Here is a 17,965-nt window from a genome sequence, read left to right as displayed (position 1 = left end):
CAGTTGACTTCCGCTCCCCGCCCTAGTGAGCGGGGATTCCTGCCACGGTCGTCTGACCGTCTCGGTGGGTTCCTGCTTCACCGCGCTGTGCCGGTACGAGTACCGGTCTTACCCGCGCTCCACAGGCTGACACCGCCAGTCCGGCGGCCTTGGCGATGTTGACTGCTGCGTTGATGTCCCGGTCGAGGACGGTGTGGCAGGCCCCGCACTCCCAGACGCGGATGTGGAGGGGTTTGGGGCCGTCCTTGACGCCGCACGCCGAACAGAGCTGAGAGGTCGGCTCGAACCGTCCGATGCGGTGGAAGCTGCGGCCGAACTTCGCGGCCTTGTACTCCATCATCGTGACGAACGCGGACCATCCCGCGTCGTGCACGGACTTGGCCAGGCGCGTACGGGCGAGTCCCTTCACCGCCAGGTCCTCAACGGCAATCGCTTGGTTCTCGCGAATGATCCGTGTGGAGAGCTGGTGGTGGAATTCGCGCCGTGCGTCGGCCACCCGTGCGTGAGCGCGGGCGACCTTGATGCGGGCCTTGTCCCGGTTGTTGCTGCCCTTGGCCTTACGGGACAGCCGTCGCTGTTCCCGCTTGAGTTTCTTCTCCGCCCGGCGCAGGAAGCGCGGGGCGTCGATCTTCGTGCCATCGGAGAGGACCGCGAAGTGTCCAAGACCGAGGTCGATGCCGACGACCGGTTCCACGTCGGGCAGCGTCCCGGGAGCCCTCTCGATGACGAAGGACGCGAAGTACCTTCCGGCTGCGTCCTTGACCACGGTCACCGTGGACGGGACCGAGGGCAGAGCGCGGGACCACTTCACCCGCACATCGCCGATCTTCGGCAACGACAGGTCCCTGCCGGGGGTGATCTTCCACCGGGCGTTCGCGGTGAAGCGGATCGAGTGCCGGTTGTCCTTGCGGGACTTGAACCGAGGCTCTGCGGTCTTCGGCCCCTTGCGGGTGCCCTTCATCGACGCGAAGAAGTTCGAGTAAGCGGTGTCCAGGTCCCGGAGGGACTGTTGCAGTACCACGGCGGATACTTCGGCGAGCCATGCCCGCTCGGGGGTCTTCTTCGCTTCGGTGATGACCTGCCTGGACAGTTCGCCGGTCCTGGGGTACGGCCTGTCCTGTTCGTGGGCATCCTTGCGGGCGCGCAACGCGTCGTTGAACACGACGCGGGCGCACCCGAACGCCCGGGCCAGCGCGGCGCGCTGAGGACCGTTCGGGTACAGGCGGAAGCTGTACCTCAACTGCATGCCGATCACCGTACTGCAGTTGGTTTATGGCCGGGTATCAGAACATTCGTACTGGTCGATACTGCGCTTTCGTCCTCCACGCGCACCTGGTTTTCGTGACGAAGTACCGGCACAAGGTCTTCAAGGACGTGCACCTGACGCGCATGGAGGAGATCATGCGGGCGTGTGCGAGGACTTCGAGTGCGAGCTGGTGGAGTTCAACGGCGAGAACAACTACGTGCATCTGCTGGTGAACTTCCCGCCGAAGGCGGCTGCCCTGTCGAAGTTGGTCAACTCGCTCAAGTGCGTCAGCTCGCGCAGGCTCCGCCAGGATTACCCGGAACTGGTCCGGCACTACTGGCGGGCTCAGCGTCTGTGGTCCGGCTCATACTTCGCCGGGTCGATGGGCGCAGCTCCGCTGTCGCTCGTCCGTCAGTACATAGAACAGCAGCATCGTCCGCTCTGACCTGCCGGTCAGAGCAGCGTTCACAATCGCTTCACCACCGGGCTGAAGCCCGGTGCACTGCGATTAGTCCAGGTAGCTGGCGAGGGTGCTGCGGCTTCGTCGGAGGCTGTCGATGCGCTCGTCCGCGGCCGCCAACTCCCGGTCCAGGATGGCCCGCAGGTCCGCGCACCAGTCGAACCCCGGCTGCTCGCCCCGGGCGCACGGCAGCACCGTACGGATGACCTCGGTGGACAGACCCGCTTTCAGCAGGGCGCGAACCTGCCTCACGGTGACTACCGAGTCCTCGTCGTAGGCGCGGTAACCGTTCGGGCCACGCCTGGCCTCGAGCAGTCCCTGCGCTTCGTAGTACCGCAGCAACCGCGGGCTGACCCCGGTTCGCCGGGACAACTCCCCGATCAGCATGTGACCCGCCCCGTTCCGAGGTTGCCCTTCCCCTTGGTGTGAGCCTTAACGTCACCCCATGAGAAGGCATTCCCCGCACGTCGTCCGCGGTGACGGCGGCAGGCTGCCGCTCGCGCACGGGTGACGGCGGCAGCACCGACTGCACCGCATGCGGGCGGGCGGTCCCGGTGACGCGAAGAGGCCGCCCGCAGGCGGCCTCCCCCGTGCACGGTACGAGCAGCGGTCAGCTGTCCGCGTCCAGGTCGACGATGTCCTTCGCCGCGGGCTTCTTCGCCGGGACCGGCTTGTTGTACTCGGCGAAGGTCATCGTGCCCGGCTCCTCGCCGCCCTTCTGCTCGATCTTCAGCAGGTAGGGCTTCCCCTCCGTGGCGACGTACACGGTGTACTTCTCGTCGCCCTCCGACTCGGTGAGCATCAGTGCCTTCTTGCCGTTGACGGTTGTCTCCCCGCCCCGGCGGGCCTCGGTGTCGTTCGTCTCGAAGTCGGCCAGGAGGCTGCTGAGGTCGCAGAGTTCGAGGCTCTCCCTGGCGTCGGCCTCGGTGACGCCCGTCTCCAGCCAGCGCCCCTTGAGCATCTTCAGCACGGCCGCGGCTTCCGCGGCCGGCTCGCCCTTGCTCTCCTCCCGGAGGAAGGCCTCGTCGAACCGCATATAGGCGGTGCCGTCGGTCTTGATCAGCTCGGCGGTACCCGTGGCACCGATGGACAGCGTTCCCGCGCACTGTCCCTTGGTGTTGGTGGCCATGAAGGCCTTCATCGGGCCTTCGTCCGTACGTGTGTCGATGTCGAGGGTCACGGACCTGGCCGTCTTGGTGGCTTTGACCGCCCTGTTCACGATCTCCGGGCCCGACAGCCCCGCGAACGGACCGGTGGGCGTGGGCTCGGGGTCCTGGCCGCACGCCGTGAGGGTGAGGGTGAGGGTGAGGGCGGCAGCGGTGCAGAGGGCGGCAAGGGCGGCGGGCCGGCGCCGGGGGAGGGCTCGGGCAGACATCGGGTGTTCTCCGGGGGTGAGAGCGGGGAGGTGGGAGCGGGGAGGTGGGACTGGGGGGTGGGACTGGAGGGTGGGACTGGAGGGTGAGAGCCGAGGGGGAGCGGGGGATTCAGGCGGCGCGGGGTGTCAGAGCTTCAGCTCCCACACGGAGGCGTCGTAGGCGAAGCCGGGGCTGACCTCGACCGTGAGCGTCCTGGCGTCGGCGGGGGCGTCGAAGGCGAGCTGCACCGTGGACTTCTTGCCGGGCAGGATCGTGCCGGTGAAGCCACTGCCCACCTTGCCGTCGAAGATCTGCTCGGCCGGGACGCCGTCCTCGCCGGCGCGCGCGTCGGCGCTCAGCAGGGTGGCATCGAACTTCTCCTTGCCGTCGTTCTGGACGACCACGGTCACCTGGTAGGCCTTGTTGCCCTTGGTGTGGCCAGCAGCGTACTCGTCCGGGGTGTAGGCCTTGGGCGCGGAGACGGTGACCTTCAGCTTGTCGTCGTAGGCCGCGGAGTCGCCGGCCGCCAGACCCTTGTTCTTGTCGTCCTTGCCCGACGAGTCACCGCCCTTGTCCTTTGTGCCGGCCGGCTCCTTCGTGGCGGTGCTGCCCTTGGTGGCCTTGTTGATCTCGTCCACCGCTTCGTCCACGGCCTTGAAGGTGAGCACCGCGCCGACCACCGAGAGGATCAGCGCCACCAGTCCGAGGACGGCGCCGATGGTGGTCACGCCCTTGTTGGCCGCCTCGCCGCGCTTCACCCGGCCCCGGCCCGACAGGCCCAGGATCAGGGCGATCAGGCCGAGGATGCCGGCCAGCCAGAAGAGGAAGGGGATGAAGCCCGACACGGTGCCGATGATGCCCAGCACCAGGGCGGCCGTGCCCAGACCGTTGCGGGCCGGGCGGGGGGCCGGGGCCTGCGGGCCGTACTGCTGCTGGGGGTCGTACTGGGGCTGCTGCATGGCGTGGGACATGGGTGCCCTCCGGGACATCAGGTGTGGTCGGGGCTTGTCGAGAGCCCCGTGTGGCGATGGGTCAATAACAACAGAGCCTGTGAACCGAGTCAACACGGTTCACGAAAATTGGATCCACTCACACTGTGAAGGGGGGTCTCTTGTGTGCGTCGGTATGCTCGGCAACACAGCAGGTGGGTACGGATGAGGGAGTCAGTCAGGTGCCGGAGAACGCAAGCGAGGTGACCGCGGCCGGAATCGCCCGGCTCGCGGGAGTGGGGCGCGCGGCGGTCAGCAACTGGCGGCGCCGGCACGCCGACTTCCCCAAGCCCGTCGGCGGCACCGAGACCAGCCCGTCCTTCGCCCTCGCCGAGATCGAGCAATGGCTGCGTGACCAGGGCAAACTCGCCGAGGTTCCGCTGCGCGAGCGGATCTGGCAACAGCTCGCGAGCCATCCGGACGGCGCGGTCACCGCCCTGGTGCAGGCAGGCTGCGCCCTGCTGCTCGTACGCGACAGGCATCCGGCCTGGCTGGAGCTGGCCGCGGTCTCCGACGAGCGGATGGCCGAGCTGCTGCCGTCGGCGCTGGAGCAGGTTCTGACGGCGCGCTTCGGCGAGGACCGGGCCGATCTCTTCCCGGCCCCGTCGCCCGGATCCGTGCCCCTCCTGCGCGGAGTCGCCGAGCTCGCCGCCGAGTCGGGTGCGCGGCAGGCCTTCGAGTTCCTGCTCGGGCGGTATCTCGACGCCAACCCCCGTCAGTACACGCTCACTCCGCCCGGCCCCGCCGCCCTCATGGCCGCCCTCGCCGCTCCCGCCGGCACCGGCGGGACCGTGCTCGATCCCGCCGCCGGCACCGGCACCCTGCTGCGGGCCGTCGAGCGCCCCGCCGCCCTGTACGCGCAGGACGCCGAGCCCGACCTCGCCGCGCTCGCCGGCCTGCGCCTCGCGCTGCACTCCGACGCCCCCGTCCGCGCCCGCGCAGCCGATACCCTGCGCGCCGACGCGTTCCCGCACCCCGACGCCGACGCGGTGCTCTGCCACCCGCCGTTCAACGAGCGCAACTGGGGGCACGACGAACTGGCCTACGACCCCCGCTGGGAGTACGGCTTCCCGGCCCGCACCGAGTCCGAGCTGGCCTGGGTCCAGCACGCGCTCGCCCGGCTGCGCCCCGGCGGCACCGCCGTTCTGCTGATGCCGCCCGCCGCGGCCTCCCGCCGTTCGGGACGCCGTATCCGCGCCGGGCTGCTGCGCCGCGGCGCGCTGCGGGCCGTCGTCGCCCTGCCCGCCGGCGCCGCGCCCCCGTACGGCATCCCGCTGCACCTCTGGGTACTGCGCAAGCCCGGTACGGGCCGGGCCGCGCCGCCCGAGCTGCTGCTCGTCGACACCGCCGAGCTGGCCGGAGCCGGCGGCGGCCGCGACAAGCTCGACTGGCAGGCCGTCCACACCGCCGTCCTGGACGCCTGGGGGCCCTTCGACCGGCACGGCACGGCCGAGGAGCGGCCCGGGGTCAGCCGCTCGGTCCCGGTCATCGAACTCCTCGACGACGACGTGGACCTGGCCCCCGCCCGGCATCTCCCGCCCCCGGCGGCCGGCGGCGGGGCGGACGAGCTGCTGCGCGTACGGGACCGGCTCACCGACACCCTGCGGCTGACCGGAGAGCTCACTCCCGCGCTCGCCGGGCAGTCGGAGCCCGCCCCCTGGCCCGCCACCACGGTCGGTGAACTGGCCCGCGCGGGCGCTCTGGTGATCCACGCGGGCGGTACCGGCGCCGCCTCCGTATCGGCCTCAGGCGTCGGCCCCTTCCCTGGCCTCTCGCCCGGCTCCGTCCCCGCCCCCGGCTCTGGCCCGTTCCCCGTCCGGGGCCCCGTCCCCGTGCTCACCGAACAGGACGTCCTCGCCGGTACGGCCCCCTCCGGGACCCTCCCCGAGGGCTCCGACGAGGAGCCCGTACGCGTCGAGGCGGGCGATGTCGTCGTGCCCGTACTCGGCGGCGGATCCGTCGTCCGCGTCGTCGACGAGGCCACCGCGGGCGCGGCGCTGGGCCGCAACCTCCAGCTGCTGCACCCCGATCCGGCCGCGCTCGACCCCTGGTTCCTCGCCGGATTCCTGCGCGGCACCGCCAACAACCGGCAGGCCAGCAGCTATGCGTCCACCGCGACCCGGCTCGACGTACGCCGTCTCCAGCTGCCCCGCCTTCCCCTGGCCGACCAGCAGCGGTACGGCGAGCGCTTTCGCACGCTGGCCGCCTTCGAGGACGCGCTGCGCCTCGCGGGGCGGCTCGGCGAGCAGTTGGTTCAGGGGCTGTACGACGGGCTGACGACCGGCACGGTCCTGCCCGAGTGAGGTATCGGACAACGGGTCGGTACAACCCCCGGCCGGTTGTCCTTGTCGGTGTATACGCTCAGACCCTTGTCCGACCTCGTCCCCAGGCCTCCAGGAGCAGGAATGCACGGCCACGGCTATGCACCGCCGCAGCCCAAGCGACCGCCGACCGCGCTGCTCATCGTGCTGCGCACGCTGTTCGTGGCTCTCGCGCTGCTCAGTTTCGGTTTTCTGGCCTGGGCCACCATGCTGCGGATCGCGATCATGCGCCGCCGCCGGCTGGACTGGCTGCTGTTCTGGATCTCGCTCGCCCTGATCATCGCCTCGCTGGTGGTCATCGGCAGCTTCGGTACGGAAGGCGAGGTGTCGAAGGGGCAGGAGGACGAGCCGCGCCCCATCGACTTCGTGGCGCTGGCGGTTCTGCTCGGGCTCGCGATCGGCGTGCCCACGCACTATCTGGTGGCCGACATCCGGTACTACCAGGAGCCGCGGCCGGCCTGGGCGCAGCCGCCGCAGGCCGGATCGCCGTACACCGTGCCGACCGTGCCGTACGGGCTGCCGCCGCAGTCGACGGGATACGGCTACCCGCCCGCCCGGCCCCCGCAGCACGGCCTGCCGCCGGTCCAGCCCCCCGCCCAGCCCCAGCCACAGCGGCAGCCTCAGCCCCCCGTCCAGCCCCAGCCACAGCGGCAGCCTCAGCAACCGCCCCAGCCCGCGCCCGAGAAGCCCCGCATCGACCAGGTCCGCGCCGAGCTCGACGAGCTCAGCGACTACCTCCGCAAGGAGCAGGGCCGGTGAACGGACGCGTCATCGCGAGCCGTTACGAGCTCTCGACCGTCATCGGCCAGGGCGGCATGGGCCAGGTCTGGACGGCGTACGACCAACGCCTCGACCGCCGCGTCGCCGTCAAGCTGCTCCGCCCCGACCACATGGCAGCCGCCACCGCCGCCGACGAGATGCGCCGCCGCTTCGTCCGCGAGTGCCGGGTGACCGCCCAGGTCTCCCACCCGGGCCTGGTCACCGTCCATGACGCGGGCAGCGACGGCGACGAACTCTTCCTCGTCATGCAGTACGTCGAGGGCGCGGACCTCGCCGACCATATTGCCGAGCACGATCCGTACCCCTGGCCATGGGCGGTCTCCGTCGCCGCGCAGCTGTGCGCCGTGCTCGCCGCCGTGCACGCCGTGCCGATCGTCCACCGCGACCTCAAGCCGCGGAACGTCATGGTGAAGCCCGACGGCACGGTCACCGTCCTCGACCTCGGGGTCGCCTCCGTCATCGACACCGACACCACCCGCCTCACCCACACCGGTTCGCCCATCGGCAGCCCCGCCTACATGGCACCCGAGCAGGCGATGGGCGGTGCGGTCGGCCCGTACACCGATCTCTACGCCCTCGGCGTGCTGCTGCACGAACTCCTCAGCGGGAACGTTCCGTTCGCGGGCTCCACCGCCCTCGGCGTCCTGCACCGCCATCTGTACGAGCCGCCGCTCCCGGTCCGTCAGCTGCGCCCCGACATACCGGAGCAGCTCGAAGCGCTCGTGCTGCGGCTGCTCGCCAAGGACCCGCAGCACCGCCCGGCCGGCGCGCAGGAGGTGTACGAGACGCTCGAACCGCTGCTGCCCGGCCGCGGCGCCCCCTTGGGGCCTCCCGGACGGAGTCCGGGGACCGGACCGCTCGACCCGACCCGTCCCTTCCTGCGCCCGCACGCCCCCTGGCCGGACCGCGTCACCGCACCGCCGCCGCCCGTGACACCCCCGCCGCCGCCCGCCCCCCGCCCGGATGTCGCGGCCGCCGTCGACGAGGTCAAGCGCCTCCTCGGCGAGGGCAGCATCACCCGGGCCGTGGACATCCTCGGCGGGATCCTCCCGGCGGCCGCCGCCGAGCACGGCGAGCACTCCCCGGTCGTACGGATCCTGCGCAAGCAGTACGCCTCGACGCTGATGGACGGGCAGTACCGCCGCGCGCTGCCCGAGCTGCGCCGGCTGGCCGACGACCGGGCCGCCGAGGCGGGCCCGGCCGACCGGCAGACGCTGCAGTTCCGCTACGACGCCGGGCAGTGCCTGGAGCAGCTCGGTGAGCCGGCCGCCGCGCTCGCGGAGTACCGGGCGGTCCTGCCGTACTACGAGAACCAGCAGTCGGGCGGCGCGGATGCCGCGCGCGCCTTCGACGTCCGGCACCGTATCGGGCATCTGCTGCTCGCGGTGGGCGACCACATGGCGGCGCGGCAGCAGTTCCAGGGCCTGCTGTACGACACGGAACGGGCGTACGGGCCCTACCACCCACTGCCGGTCGAGCTGCGACGTGCGCTCGACCGGCAGCAGCAGCTGCGCGGCGGATAACCCGCCGGGGGACGGCGGCCGGACGGTCAGCCGGCGCGCAGATACGCCGAGGTGGACACCCGCCCCAGCAGGCTCAGCCGCGACGTTCCGTTCGCCAGATGCTTGTCGAGGGCGTCCTGTACGCCGGGCCAGGCCTTGTCGCCGTAGTCGTCGATGACCACGATCCCGCCGGGAGCCACGATCTGCTCGACCCATTCCAGGTCGGCCCGCACCCCGTCCATGGAGTGATCACCGTCCACCACGATCACCCCGTACTCCCGGTCGGCGACGGTGGCCCGCACCTCCGGATCACCCGAGAAGCCCTGCTGGATGCGCGCCTCGACCACTGAACCGACGCCGCCGAGGGCCAGGTTGGCCCGGACGACGTCCTCGCGCACCGGAGTGCCGGTGGGATCCACGTGCTGTGTGACGGTGCCGGGCTGCAGCTGCGCGCCCGCCAGCGGATCGACGATCGTCAGATGCGGTTCGGTCCCGGACCGGTGCAGCATCCGCAGCAGTCCGGCGGCGAACATCCCGTACAGGGTGCCGATTTCGAGGACGTTGCCGTTCGGCGGGGAGAGCAGCGGCACGGTGGCGAGCTTTCCGCACACATTGGAGGTGGACCCGGCCAGCCGGCCCACGCCGAGCGACTCCAGGGCCACCACGGTGCGGTAGGCGACGGTCACACTGCGACGGGCGTGCTCCGTGCCGTCCGCCACGTTCTGTATCTGGTGTACGAGGGTGTCGATCTGGGAGGCGGTGGGCATCCGGTGGGTGCCTCTGCCCGTTCCGTCCACCAGCAGGCTGAGTCCGTACTGCGGGGTCTGCAGAGCGGCTACTTTTCGGTGGAGGGCGTCGAGATCGGTCTGCAAGGTCTGTGTGGCACGCTTCACGTGCTGTTCGATGCGCCGTTCGATCATGGTGAGGGCCGGGCTCAGGACTCGCTTCGCCAGCCGGTTCCGAAGTAGAGGGGGCATGCTGGGGAAGGTACGCCGGAGCGCCGCCGCGCGGGCCACAGCGGGATGCTGCGCAGATGAAGTGCTGGTGGCCTCGCGGCGACGGAGTTGTGACGTCGGTACGACGGAACGCTGCGTACCGTCACATGTCCCGATCGGTCCGTGTGCGCGTGTCGTGTGCGTGCGGCGTTCAGGATCACGGACGGGCGGCGAACGGGGGGAGAACGGCTACGCGGCCGTCGTCACGGAGTCGCTCCCGGAAGGCGCCCGCATGTCCGTCTTCCGCCGCGTCCGCACCAGCGGCAGGAACGCCAGGCCCGCCAGTGTCAGCAGTCCCGCCGCCCCCACCGCCGTACCGGCGCGCAGTCCCGGCGGCCGGAAGGAGCAGTCGACCGTCGTCCTCGTGCCGTCCAGGGGTACGGCGACGAGCCCGAGGTAGGAGTCCGCCGGCATGCCGTTGCAGCTCCACCCCGCGATCCGGGGCGCGGCGAGCACGGCCGTCCCCGTGGTGCCGGGCGGGAGTTCGGCCCGTACGCCGCTGTCGCCGACCTCGACCGACACCGCGCCGGTCGCCTTCATTCTGTCGACGGCCGCGGTCAGCTTCGCCCGGTCCAGGCAACCGATGGTCGTGCGAGGGTTGCCGCGGCTGTAACTCACCGTCGCTCCCGGGGAGTTCACCGTCCCGAGCGGGGCGAGCGCGGCACGCCGCTTGGGCTGTCCGCCGCGCAGTGTCACCCACGGCGCGTCGCCGAGCCTGGCCTTGCCGGTGTAGTTCGGCGCCCAGAGGAAGACGTCGCTGCCGACGGGGCAGGAGCCCGCGACCGGAGAGCTGTAGACCTCTGCGCCGAGCAGCATTTCCTGATTGCGGAACGGGTTCCAGCCGTAGCGGGGTTCGGGCCCCCGCGGCCGTACGGTCAGCAGCGGCGGGGTCTGCGCCCGCGTCACGGACGGGTCCTTGCCGGGCGATGTGCGCACCCGCGCGCCGACGGAGAAGATCGCGTCCGTGACCGGATTGTCCAGGGACTGCAGACTGCGGCCGTTGGACGTCCAGCCCGAACCGAGCGCGGCCAGGGTGCGGGTGAGCACATCGGGGGTGTGGCTGCTGTAGTACGAACCGCCCTGGCCGCCCATCAGGATGGGATCGTTGCCGGTGATCTGGTCACGGCCGGGGTCGGTGCGGTACCCGGGCCAGTCGTCGGCCTTCGCCACGGCCGCGGCCCGCTCGCTGTGCCGCCCGCCCCAGGCCGGATAGTCGTCCAGCCTGCCCAGCCGCTGCCGGTCGGCGTATGCCGTGGTCGCGGCGGCCTGCCCGACCAGCGCGCCGCTGAGCAGCAGCGCGGCGAGCACGGCGAACCTGCCGCGCCCGGCCAGCACCAGACCGGCCGCCGCCGCCGCAAGCCCGGCTGCGGCCAGCGGGAACGTCCAGGCGGTGACGAGGTCGCTGGCGGTTGCCCCGAGCGCGATCACGGCCACCGCGGCGCCGCCGCCGAGCAGGGCGCGCCGCCCGGGCCACGCGTACGAGAGGCCGGTCCAGGCGGTGATGACCAGGATCCCGGCGAACACGAAAGTCTGCCGGTACGGGCTGCCGTTGGGCGTCGCGAAGACATGCCACACCAGGTGCGTCGGCTCCCACTGCAGGGACAGGGCGACCGCCGCCGCGAGCCCCGTCCACACCCACCGCTCGCGCCGCGGCACCCCGCGGTGGAAGGCGAGCGCGCAGGCCAGCAGCAGCGTCCCGCCGCCGATGAAGACCGCGGGCGTGAAGAAGCTGTACGTCGCCGGGAGCGCGCGGGCGAACACATCGGACCATCCGGCGGGCGCGAACTCCTTCGTCCAGCCCGGGTAGGCGTGCCGGGAGCCGAGGAAGACGGGGACCAGGACGGGTGCGGCCAGCGCGATGCCGAGCAGCACGGTCCAAGTGGCCCGCAGCAGCGCTCGAATCCGCTGCCGCGCCTCCGTCTCCTCCAGCAGCAGCCGTACGGCGAGGATCAGCGCGGCGCCGATGGTGGCCATGTAGGCGGTGTAGAAGTTGGCGATCCACGCCACGGCGACGATCACCGGGCCGAGGACCGGCCGCCTTCCCTTCCGTGCCCACTCGCCGACCAGGCACAGCAGCGGGAAGGCGATCAGCCCGTCCATCCACATCGGGTTGTACGACGCCTCGACGACCGACCAGCCGCACAGCGCGTACGAGGCGCCGAGGACCCCGGCCATCCACCACCGCCCGCCCCTGTCCCTGTGCAGCGACAGCAGCAGCCAGGTCATGGCGGCCGCCGCGGTCGCCATCTTCAGCACCGTGATCACATAGACGGCGAGGTCGATGTCCTCCCGTGGGAAGAGGCCGACCAGCAGGGAGAACGGGCTCGTCAGATAGGTGCCGAGGTCGGGAAGGAAGCTGGTCCCGTACCCGGACTGCCAGTTGAGCAGCAGCCCGCCGTCGGACCGGCCGTGCAGCAGATCCCACAGATGCGCATGGAACGGCACGAACTGGTTGCCGAGGTCGTTCACGCTGCGGGTGTGCGGTCCGAAGGGGAAGCTGCGGGCGACGGCGTCGCCGGCGCACACGGCCCCCACGGTGATCAGCGCGGCGAGGGCAGCGGCTCGGCCGCGCGCGGATTCCAGAGTCGACATGATGACTCGAATATGCCAGCGCCGATCGCGAAAACAGCCTGGAGAAAGTCCAGTTCACGCAAAAGTCGCCCACGCGTCATGTGGTGAATCCATGAGCGACATTCGCGTCGGTTGTTGTACTAGCGTGCTGATCTCGATAGTTGTTCCGTGCTTCAATGAAGAGGAGATCATTGGCCGCTTCCATGAGCATGTGACCCAGGAGCTCGCCCTGCTCGGGCAGGAATTCGAGCTGGTCTATGTGGACGACGGAAGCCAGGACCGGACGCTCCCCCTTCTCCAGGAGATCGCCGAGGCCGACTCCCGTACCCGCTATGTCTCCTTCAGCCGCAACTTCGGCAAGGAGGCGGCGATGCTCGCCGGCCTCCAGCATGCCGAGGGCGACGCGGTGGTCATCATGGACGCCGACCTCCAGCATCCGCCGGAACTCGTCCGGCGCATGCTCCTCCTGCATGAGGAGGGCTTCGACCAGGTCATCGCCCGGCGCACCCGCAAGGGCGACCGGGTCACCCGCACCCTCACCGCCCGCGCCTACTACTGGCTGATCAACCGCCTCGTCGACGTCGAACTCGTCGACGGCGTGGGCGATTTCCGGCTGCTGTCGCGCCGCACCGTGGACGCGATCCTCGAACTCACCGAGTACAACCGGTTCTCCAAGGGCCTCTTCGCCTGGGTCGGATTCCGCACCACCACATTCGAGTACGAAAACGCCGTACGTGAGCAGGGCCGCTCCAAATGGAGCTTCGGCAAACTGCTCAACTACGGGCTCGACGGGCTGCTCTCCTTCAACAACAAGCCGCTCCGGGCCGCTCTCTACCTCGGAATGCTGCTGCTCGCCGTAGCCATGGCATACGCGGCCTGGATTGTCGGTGTCGCCCTGGTGAACGGTGTGGACACCCCCGGGTATGTCACGCTTCTGGTGACGGTCATCGCGCTCGCCGGCGTACAGATGGTGATGCTCGGGGTGGTCGGCGAGTACGTCGGCCGTATCTACTACGAGGTGAAGCGACGGCCGCACTTCCTGGTGAAGGCGACCAACGTCGGCCTTCCACTGCAGGGAGGGGAGCCGCACACACGCACGGGGGAGCTCGTAAGACGATGACGGTCCAGGTCCAGATGCTCAGATTCGCCCTGGTGGGGGTGGTGAACACCGGGACGTACTACGGGCTGTATCTGGCCCTGCTGACCTGGCTGCGGATGCCGTACGTCGCGGCGCACGTCCTCGCCTTCACGCTCAGCATGGTCGGGTCCTTCTTTCTGACCTCGTACTTCACGTACCGGACCCGGCCGACGTGGCGCAAGTTCCTGCTGTTCCCGCTCACCAATGCCGCGAACTTCGCCGTCACCACCAGCGGGGTCTACCTGCTGGTGGACGTGTGGCAGGTCGGCAGCCGCTACGCGCCGCTGATCGCGGCCGCCGCGGCCATCCCGGTGACCTTCGTCGTCTCACGGATGATCATGTTGCGCCCCGAACGGACCCGCCCGGGAACGGGCCGCGGACCGGGCAGCGGCTCGCACACGGAGAAGCCCGGGGCAAAGGCGCCCGCATCTGCGACCTCCGCATCTGCGGCCTCCGCATCTGCGGCCTCCGCATCTGCGACTTCCGCGGAATCGTTGGTCGAACCAGTGGCCCAGACCCCTGGGACTGCCTAACATCGATCACCGCAGGGTCTTGTGCACCGTCGCACAATCACGCCGGGAGGCTCCTTTGCACCGCCGCCGTCGCACCGCGCTCACCGTCTCCGCCGCGCTTCTCGTCGCCGCTCCCCTCCTCGCCGCCTGCGGCAGTGAAGCTCACCCGGGGGCCGCCGCCGTCGTCGGCGGGCAGCGGATCGAGGTGTCCACCGTCCAGGCGAAGGTGGCGGACGTACGCGCTGCCCAGGAGCGTTCCCCGCAGGCCGCCCAGCTGATCAAGGACAGCGGCCGGCTCGGCCGCGCCAAGCTCTACGACCTCATCGTCGACCAGGTCGTGCAGAAGGCCGCGGACGACGCCGGCGTCAAGGTCAGCCGCAAGGACATCCAGGACGGGCGCGCCGCCCTCGCGCAGCAGTCCGGCGGAGAGGACCAGCTCGCCGCCATGTATCTGCAGCAGCGGGGTGTCGCTCCGGACCAGCTCGACGATGTCGTACGCCGCGACGTCCTGGTCGCCAAGCTCGCCACCGCGCTCGGCGCGACCAACAGTCCCGAGGGCCAGCAGAAGCTGAACGAGGCCTTCACCGCCGCCGCCAGGTCGCTCGACATCGACGTCAACCCGCGCTTCGGCACCTGGGACGACCAGAAGCTGGAGCTCGGCAGCTACAAGGCCCCGTGGATCACCCAGGTGACCAAGGAGCAGGAGCCCGTCGAGGCGGGTGCGTAGCGCAGGGTAGTTTCGACGGGTGAGTACAGAAGCACCCGCCGCCGGCCGCATCGTTCTGCTGACCGCCAGCCATCGCGTCGCACCCGGACTGCTGTCCTGGCCCGCATGGCAGACGCTGCACGCCGCGGACCGGGTGGTGTGCGCCGACGAGGCGCACCCCCAGCTGCCGTATCTGCGCGAGGCAGGCATCACCGTGGAGCACACCGCGCTCACCGCCGAGGAGCTGGTGGACGCCTGTGCCGGGAGTACCTCCCGGGCCGGGGGCGCCGGGGCCGAGGGCCCTGGGGAAGGGCGGACCATCGTGGTTCTGCCCTCCGGCGAGGGCGACCGGGCCCTGACCGACGGGCTGGCCCGGCTGGCCGGCTCCGGCCGGGTGCAGATGCCGGACCTGGAACTGCTGCCCGGCTCGTACGACCTGCCCGGCGCCCGTCTCCTCGACCTCGTCCAGGTCATGGACCGGATCAGGCGCGAGTGCCCCTGGTCCTCGCAGCAGACGCACGAGGGACTCGCCAAGTACGGCATCGAGGAGGCGTACGAACTCGTCGAGGCCATCGAGGACGGCGACCGCGACGAGCTGCGCGAGGAGCTCGGGGACGTACTCCTGCAGGTCGTCTTTCATGCGGCCATCGCGCAGGAGGACGAGGCCGAGCCGTTCTCCATCGACGACGTCGCCGGGACGATCGTCGAGAAGCTGATCCACCGCCACCCGCATGTCTTCGGCGACGCGACCGCCGAGACACCGGAGGAGGTCCGGGAGCACTGGCTCCGTACGAAGGCGATCGAGAAGCAGCGCGACTCGGTGACCGACGGCATCCCGCTCGGCCAGCCCGGCCTCGCGCTGGCGGCCAAGCTGGCTTCGCGGGTACGGACGGCGGGCCTCGAGGTGCCGCTGCCCGCCGGCGAGGGCATCGGGTACGCCCTGCTCGCACTCGCCGTCCGCGCGGAGGCGAACGGCGAGGACCCGGAGGCCGCCCTGCGCGCCGCCGCCCGCGCCTACCGGGACGCGGTCCGTGCCGCCGAGGGGCAGGAGTGAGCGCTCGGCCGGAGCTGTTCACCTGGGAGTTCGCCACCGATCCGTATCCGGCGTACGCCTGGCTGCGCGAGCACGAGCCGGTGCACAGAGCGACACTGCCCAGCGGGGTCGAGGCATGGCTGGTGACGCGGTACGCCGATGCCAGGCAGGCTCTCGCCGACCAGCGGCTGTCGAAGAATCCGGCGCACCACGCCGAGCCCGCGCACGCCAGGGGGAAGACGGGAATCCCGGGCGAGCGCAAGGCGGAGCTGATGACGCATCTGCTGAACATCGACCCGCCCGACCACACGCGGCTGCGGCGGCTCGTGTCGAAGGCGTTCACCCCGCGCCGGGTCGCCGAATTCGCCCCGCGGGTGCAGGAGTTGACCGACCGGCTCATCGATGGATTCATCGAGAAGGGGGAGGCTGACCTGATTCACGAGTTCGCGTTCCCGCTCCCCATCTATGCCATCTGCGACATGCTCGGTGTCCCGCGCGAGGACCAGGACGACTTCCGCGACTGGGCGGGCATGATGATCCGTCACGGTGGCGGGCCGCGCGGCGGAGTTGCCCGCTCGGTGAAGAAGATGCGCGGCTATCTCGCGGAGTTGATCCACCGGAAGCGGGTGGAGCCGGGTGACGACCTGATCTCCGGGCTGATCCGCGCCAGTGACCACGGCGAGCACCTCACCGAGAACGAGGCCGCGGCGATGGCCTTCATCCTTCTCTTCGCGGGCTTCGAGACGACGGTCAATCTCATCGGCAACGGGGTCTACGCGCTGCTGCGCAACCCGCAGCAGCGCGAGCGGCTCCAGGCCTCCCTGGCAAAGGGGGAGAGCGGTCTACTCGCCACCGGTGTCGAGGAGTTGCTGCGCTACGACGGGCCCGTGGAGCTCGCGACCTGGCGGTTCGCGACCGAGCCGCTCACGCTCGGCGGGGAGCGGATCGCGGCGGGCGATCCCGTACTGGTCGTCCTCGCGGCCGCGGACCGGGACCCGGAGCGCTTCACCGCTCCGGACACCCTCGATCTCTCCCGGCGCGACAACCAGCATCTGGGGTACGGGCACGGCATCCACTACTGCCTCGGCGCGCCGCTCGCGCGACTGGAGGGACAGACCGCACTCGCGACGCTGCTCAGCAGAATGCCGGACTTGAGGCTTGCGGGCGATCCGGCCGATTTGCGGTGGCGTGGGGGGCTCATTATGCGTGGATTGCGCACGCTGCCGGTGGAGTTCACCCCTTCGCGCATCTGACGTATATCTGACGCTGCGTCAAAACTGTGACTTCCGCGTGATCTCCGCTGTATCGACTTGTGACTCGCGTTCGATGCGGCTACCTTCACCGTCGTCTCGGCAGTTACGCGAAAGGCAACCGCATGCGCTCCGGCAATGGCCGTCATCGTCGTCCCCGCCAGGCTCCGGCCCTCGTCGTCGCGGCAGGGGTGACGGGATCGGCCATCGCGATCCCGCTGCTCGGCGCGACCTCGGCGTCCGCCGCCGACGCCTCCATGTGGGACCGCGTCGCGGAGTGCGAGAGCGGCGGCATGTGGAGTGCCGACCTTGGCAACGGGTACTACGGCGGGCTGCAGTTCTCGCAGGAGACCTGGCAGAGCTTCGGCGGTACGACGTACGCGCCCCGAGCCGATCTCGCCAGCCGCTCCCAGCAGATAGCGGTCGCGGAGAAGATCCTCGCCGCGCAGGGCCCCGAGGCGTGGCCCAGCTGCTCGCCGATCGCCGGGCTGACGGACGACGGTGCCGACACCGGCGTCGACCCGGGCGGCCTGCCGTCGGATGGGCAGAGCACTCCGGCGAAGCCGTCCGCCCCCGCCGGGTCGGCCACACCCGAGAAGGCCACCGAGCCCTCCGGGTCCGCTGAGCCGTCGACCGAGCCCTCGCCCGCCGGGTCGGACACGCCCAAGAAGGCCACCGAGCCGGCCAGGCCCGCCGAGTCGGCCGCACCCGACTCCGCCGAGGCGGGCACGGATGCCGGCAGCGGCAAGCACCGCGGCGGGCCCGCCCCGGAGAAGGTCGAGCCGGGCAATACGGACAATGAGCGCGAAACGGGTCGTCATGCCTCGCGAGGTGACGGTCCGGCGCGTGACACGGCCGGCGTCGCGGACGTCGATCCCGGCGAGTACACCGTCCGCCCCGGCGACAGTCTCTGGGCCATCGCCGACGAGCGTGAGGTGCCCGGCGGCTGGTCCGCGATCTACGAGGCGAACGAGCAGGCCCTCGGTGCGGATCCCGACCTCATCCTCCCTGGCCAGAGCCTCGATCTGGACCTGAAGTAGCGGCAGTTCGCGGTCTTATGTCCGGTTCTGTGTAAGTGAGACAAGGGTCTCTTTGCCCCAACTGGTG

The 17,965-nt window shown here is 70.6% G+C and carries 14 protein-coding genes and 2 pseudogenes; 10 read left to right on the top strand and 6 right to left on the bottom strand.

Going from position 1 to position 17,965, the window contains the following annotated elements:
- Positions 1–22 precede the first annotated feature (22 nt).
- Complete coding sequence (locus OG883_RS27985) at positions 23–1,246, bottom strand: RNA-guided endonuclease TnpB family protein (RefSeq protein WP_266546226.1); 1,224 nt, start codon at positions 1,244–1,246, stop codon at positions 23–25.
- A 26-nt stretch (positions 1,247–1,272) separates the two neighbouring features.
- On the opposite strand from OG883_RS27985, the pseudogene tnpA reads away from it, so the two are divergent.
- Positions 1,273–1,691 (top strand): annotated as a pseudogene (tnpA, locus tag OG883_RS27980) (IS200/IS605 family transposase).
- A gap of 63 nt (positions 1,692–1,754) precedes the next feature.
- On the opposite strand, the gene OG883_RS27975 reads toward tnpA, so the two are convergent.
- The 3 genes from OG883_RS27975 to OG883_RS27965 form a co-directional block, all read right to left on the bottom strand.
- Entirely contained in the window at positions 1,755–2,093 is a 339-nt protein-coding gene (locus OG883_RS27975; protein WP_266546223.1) for a MerR family transcriptional regulator, read from the bottom strand.
- A gap of 223 nt (positions 2,094–2,316) precedes the next feature.
- Positions 2,317–3,081, bottom strand: coding sequence for a hypothetical protein (locus tag OG883_RS27970; protein ID WP_266546220.1), 765 nt, complete (start codon positions 3,079–3,081; stop codon positions 2,317–2,319).
- A 126-nt stretch (positions 3,082–3,207) separates the two neighbouring features.
- Positions 3,208–4,020: a DUF4352 domain-containing protein gene (locus tag OG883_RS27965; RefSeq protein ID WP_266549510.1), complete on the bottom strand. Its 813-nt coding sequence runs from the start codon at positions 4,018–4,020 to the stop codon at positions 3,208–3,210.
- A 212-nt stretch (positions 4,021–4,232) separates the two neighbouring features.
- Between OG883_RS27965 and OG883_RS27960 the strand changes: the two genes are divergently transcribed.
- The 3 genes from OG883_RS27960 (at position 4,233) to OG883_RS27950 (ending at position 8,674) form a co-directional block, all read left to right on the top strand.
- On the top strand, positions 4,233–6,353 hold the full coding sequence (locus OG883_RS27960; RefSeq protein WP_266546217.1) for an N-6 DNA methylase: 2,121 nt from the start codon (positions 4,233–4,235) through the stop codon (positions 6,351–6,353).
- A 66-nt stretch (positions 6,354–6,419) separates the two neighbouring features.
- The gene (locus OG883_RS27955) at positions 6,420–7,130 is read left to right on the top strand and encodes a hypothetical protein (RefSeq protein ID WP_266546215.1); all 711 of its coding nucleotides are present in this window, start codon (positions 6,420–6,422) and stop codon (positions 7,128–7,130) included.
- Positions 7,127–8,674 carry a serine/threonine-protein kinase gene (locus tag OG883_RS27950; RefSeq protein ID WP_266546212.1) on the top strand — a complete coding sequence of 516 codons (1,548 nt, stop codon included), beginning with the start codon at positions 7,127–7,129 and terminating at the stop codon, positions 8,672–8,674. The genes OG883_RS27955 and OG883_RS27950 overlap by 4 nt, the downstream gene beginning before the upstream one ends.
- A gap of 26 nt (positions 8,675–8,700) precedes the next feature.
- Here OG883_RS27950 and OG883_RS27945 read toward each other — a convergent pair whose 3' ends face one another.
- Positions 8,701–9,630, bottom strand: a complete 930-nt coding sequence (locus OG883_RS27945) for a class I SAM-dependent methyltransferase (protein WP_266546209.1) — start codon at positions 9,628–9,630, stop codon at positions 8,701–8,703.
- Between the two features lie 207 nt (positions 9,631–9,837).
- Positions 9,838–12,240, bottom strand: coding sequence for a YfhO family protein (locus tag OG883_RS27940; RefSeq protein ID WP_266546206.1), 2,403 nt, complete (start codon positions 12,238–12,240; stop codon positions 9,838–9,840).
- 124 nt (positions 12,241–12,364) lie between these two features.
- On the opposite strand from OG883_RS27940, the gene OG883_RS27935 reads away from it, so the two are divergent.
- The 6 genes and pseudogenes from OG883_RS27935 (at position 12,365) to OG883_RS27910 (ending at position 17,898) form a co-directional block, all read left to right on the top strand.
- Complete coding sequence (locus tag OG883_RS27935) at positions 12,365–13,339, top strand: glycosyltransferase family 2 protein (protein ID WP_266546203.1); 975 nt, start codon at positions 12,365–12,367, stop codon at positions 13,337–13,339.
- Positions 13,336–13,710, top strand: a pseudogene (locus OG883_RS27930) (GtrA family protein); the annotation flags it as partial. The gene OG883_RS27935 and the pseudogene OG883_RS27930, both read left to right, overlap by 4 nt.
- Before the next feature lie 235 nt (positions 13,711–13,945).
- Positions 13,946–14,596, top strand: a complete 651-nt coding sequence (locus OG883_RS27925) for a SurA N-terminal domain-containing protein (RefSeq protein WP_266546200.1) — start codon at positions 13,946–13,948, stop codon at positions 14,594–14,596.
- A gap of 19 nt (positions 14,597–14,615) precedes the next feature.
- Positions 14,616–15,629, top strand: coding sequence for a nucleoside triphosphate pyrophosphohydrolase (locus tag OG883_RS27920; RefSeq protein WP_266546197.1), 1,014 nt, complete (start codon positions 14,616–14,618; stop codon positions 15,627–15,629).
- Positions 15,626–16,861 (top strand): cytochrome P450, encoded by a 1,236-nt coding sequence (locus OG883_RS27915; RefSeq protein ID WP_266546195.1) that lies wholly within the window; start codon positions 15,626–15,628, stop codon positions 16,859–16,861. The genes OG883_RS27920 and OG883_RS27915 overlap by 4 nt, the downstream gene beginning before the upstream one ends.
- Positions 16,862–16,983: 122 nt before the next feature.
- Positions 16,984–17,898 (top strand): transglycosylase family protein, encoded by a 915-nt coding sequence (locus OG883_RS27910; RefSeq protein WP_266546192.1) that lies wholly within the window; start codon positions 16,984–16,986, stop codon positions 17,896–17,898.
- The last annotated feature ends 67 nt before the right edge of the window (positions 17,899–17,965 follow it).

The organism is Streptomyces sp. NBC_01142 (assembly GCF_026341125.1).
GTDB lineage: Bacteria > Actinomycetota > Actinomycetes > Streptomycetales > Streptomycetaceae > Streptomyces.
This window is presented reverse-complemented; position numbering and strand designations above follow the sequence as displayed.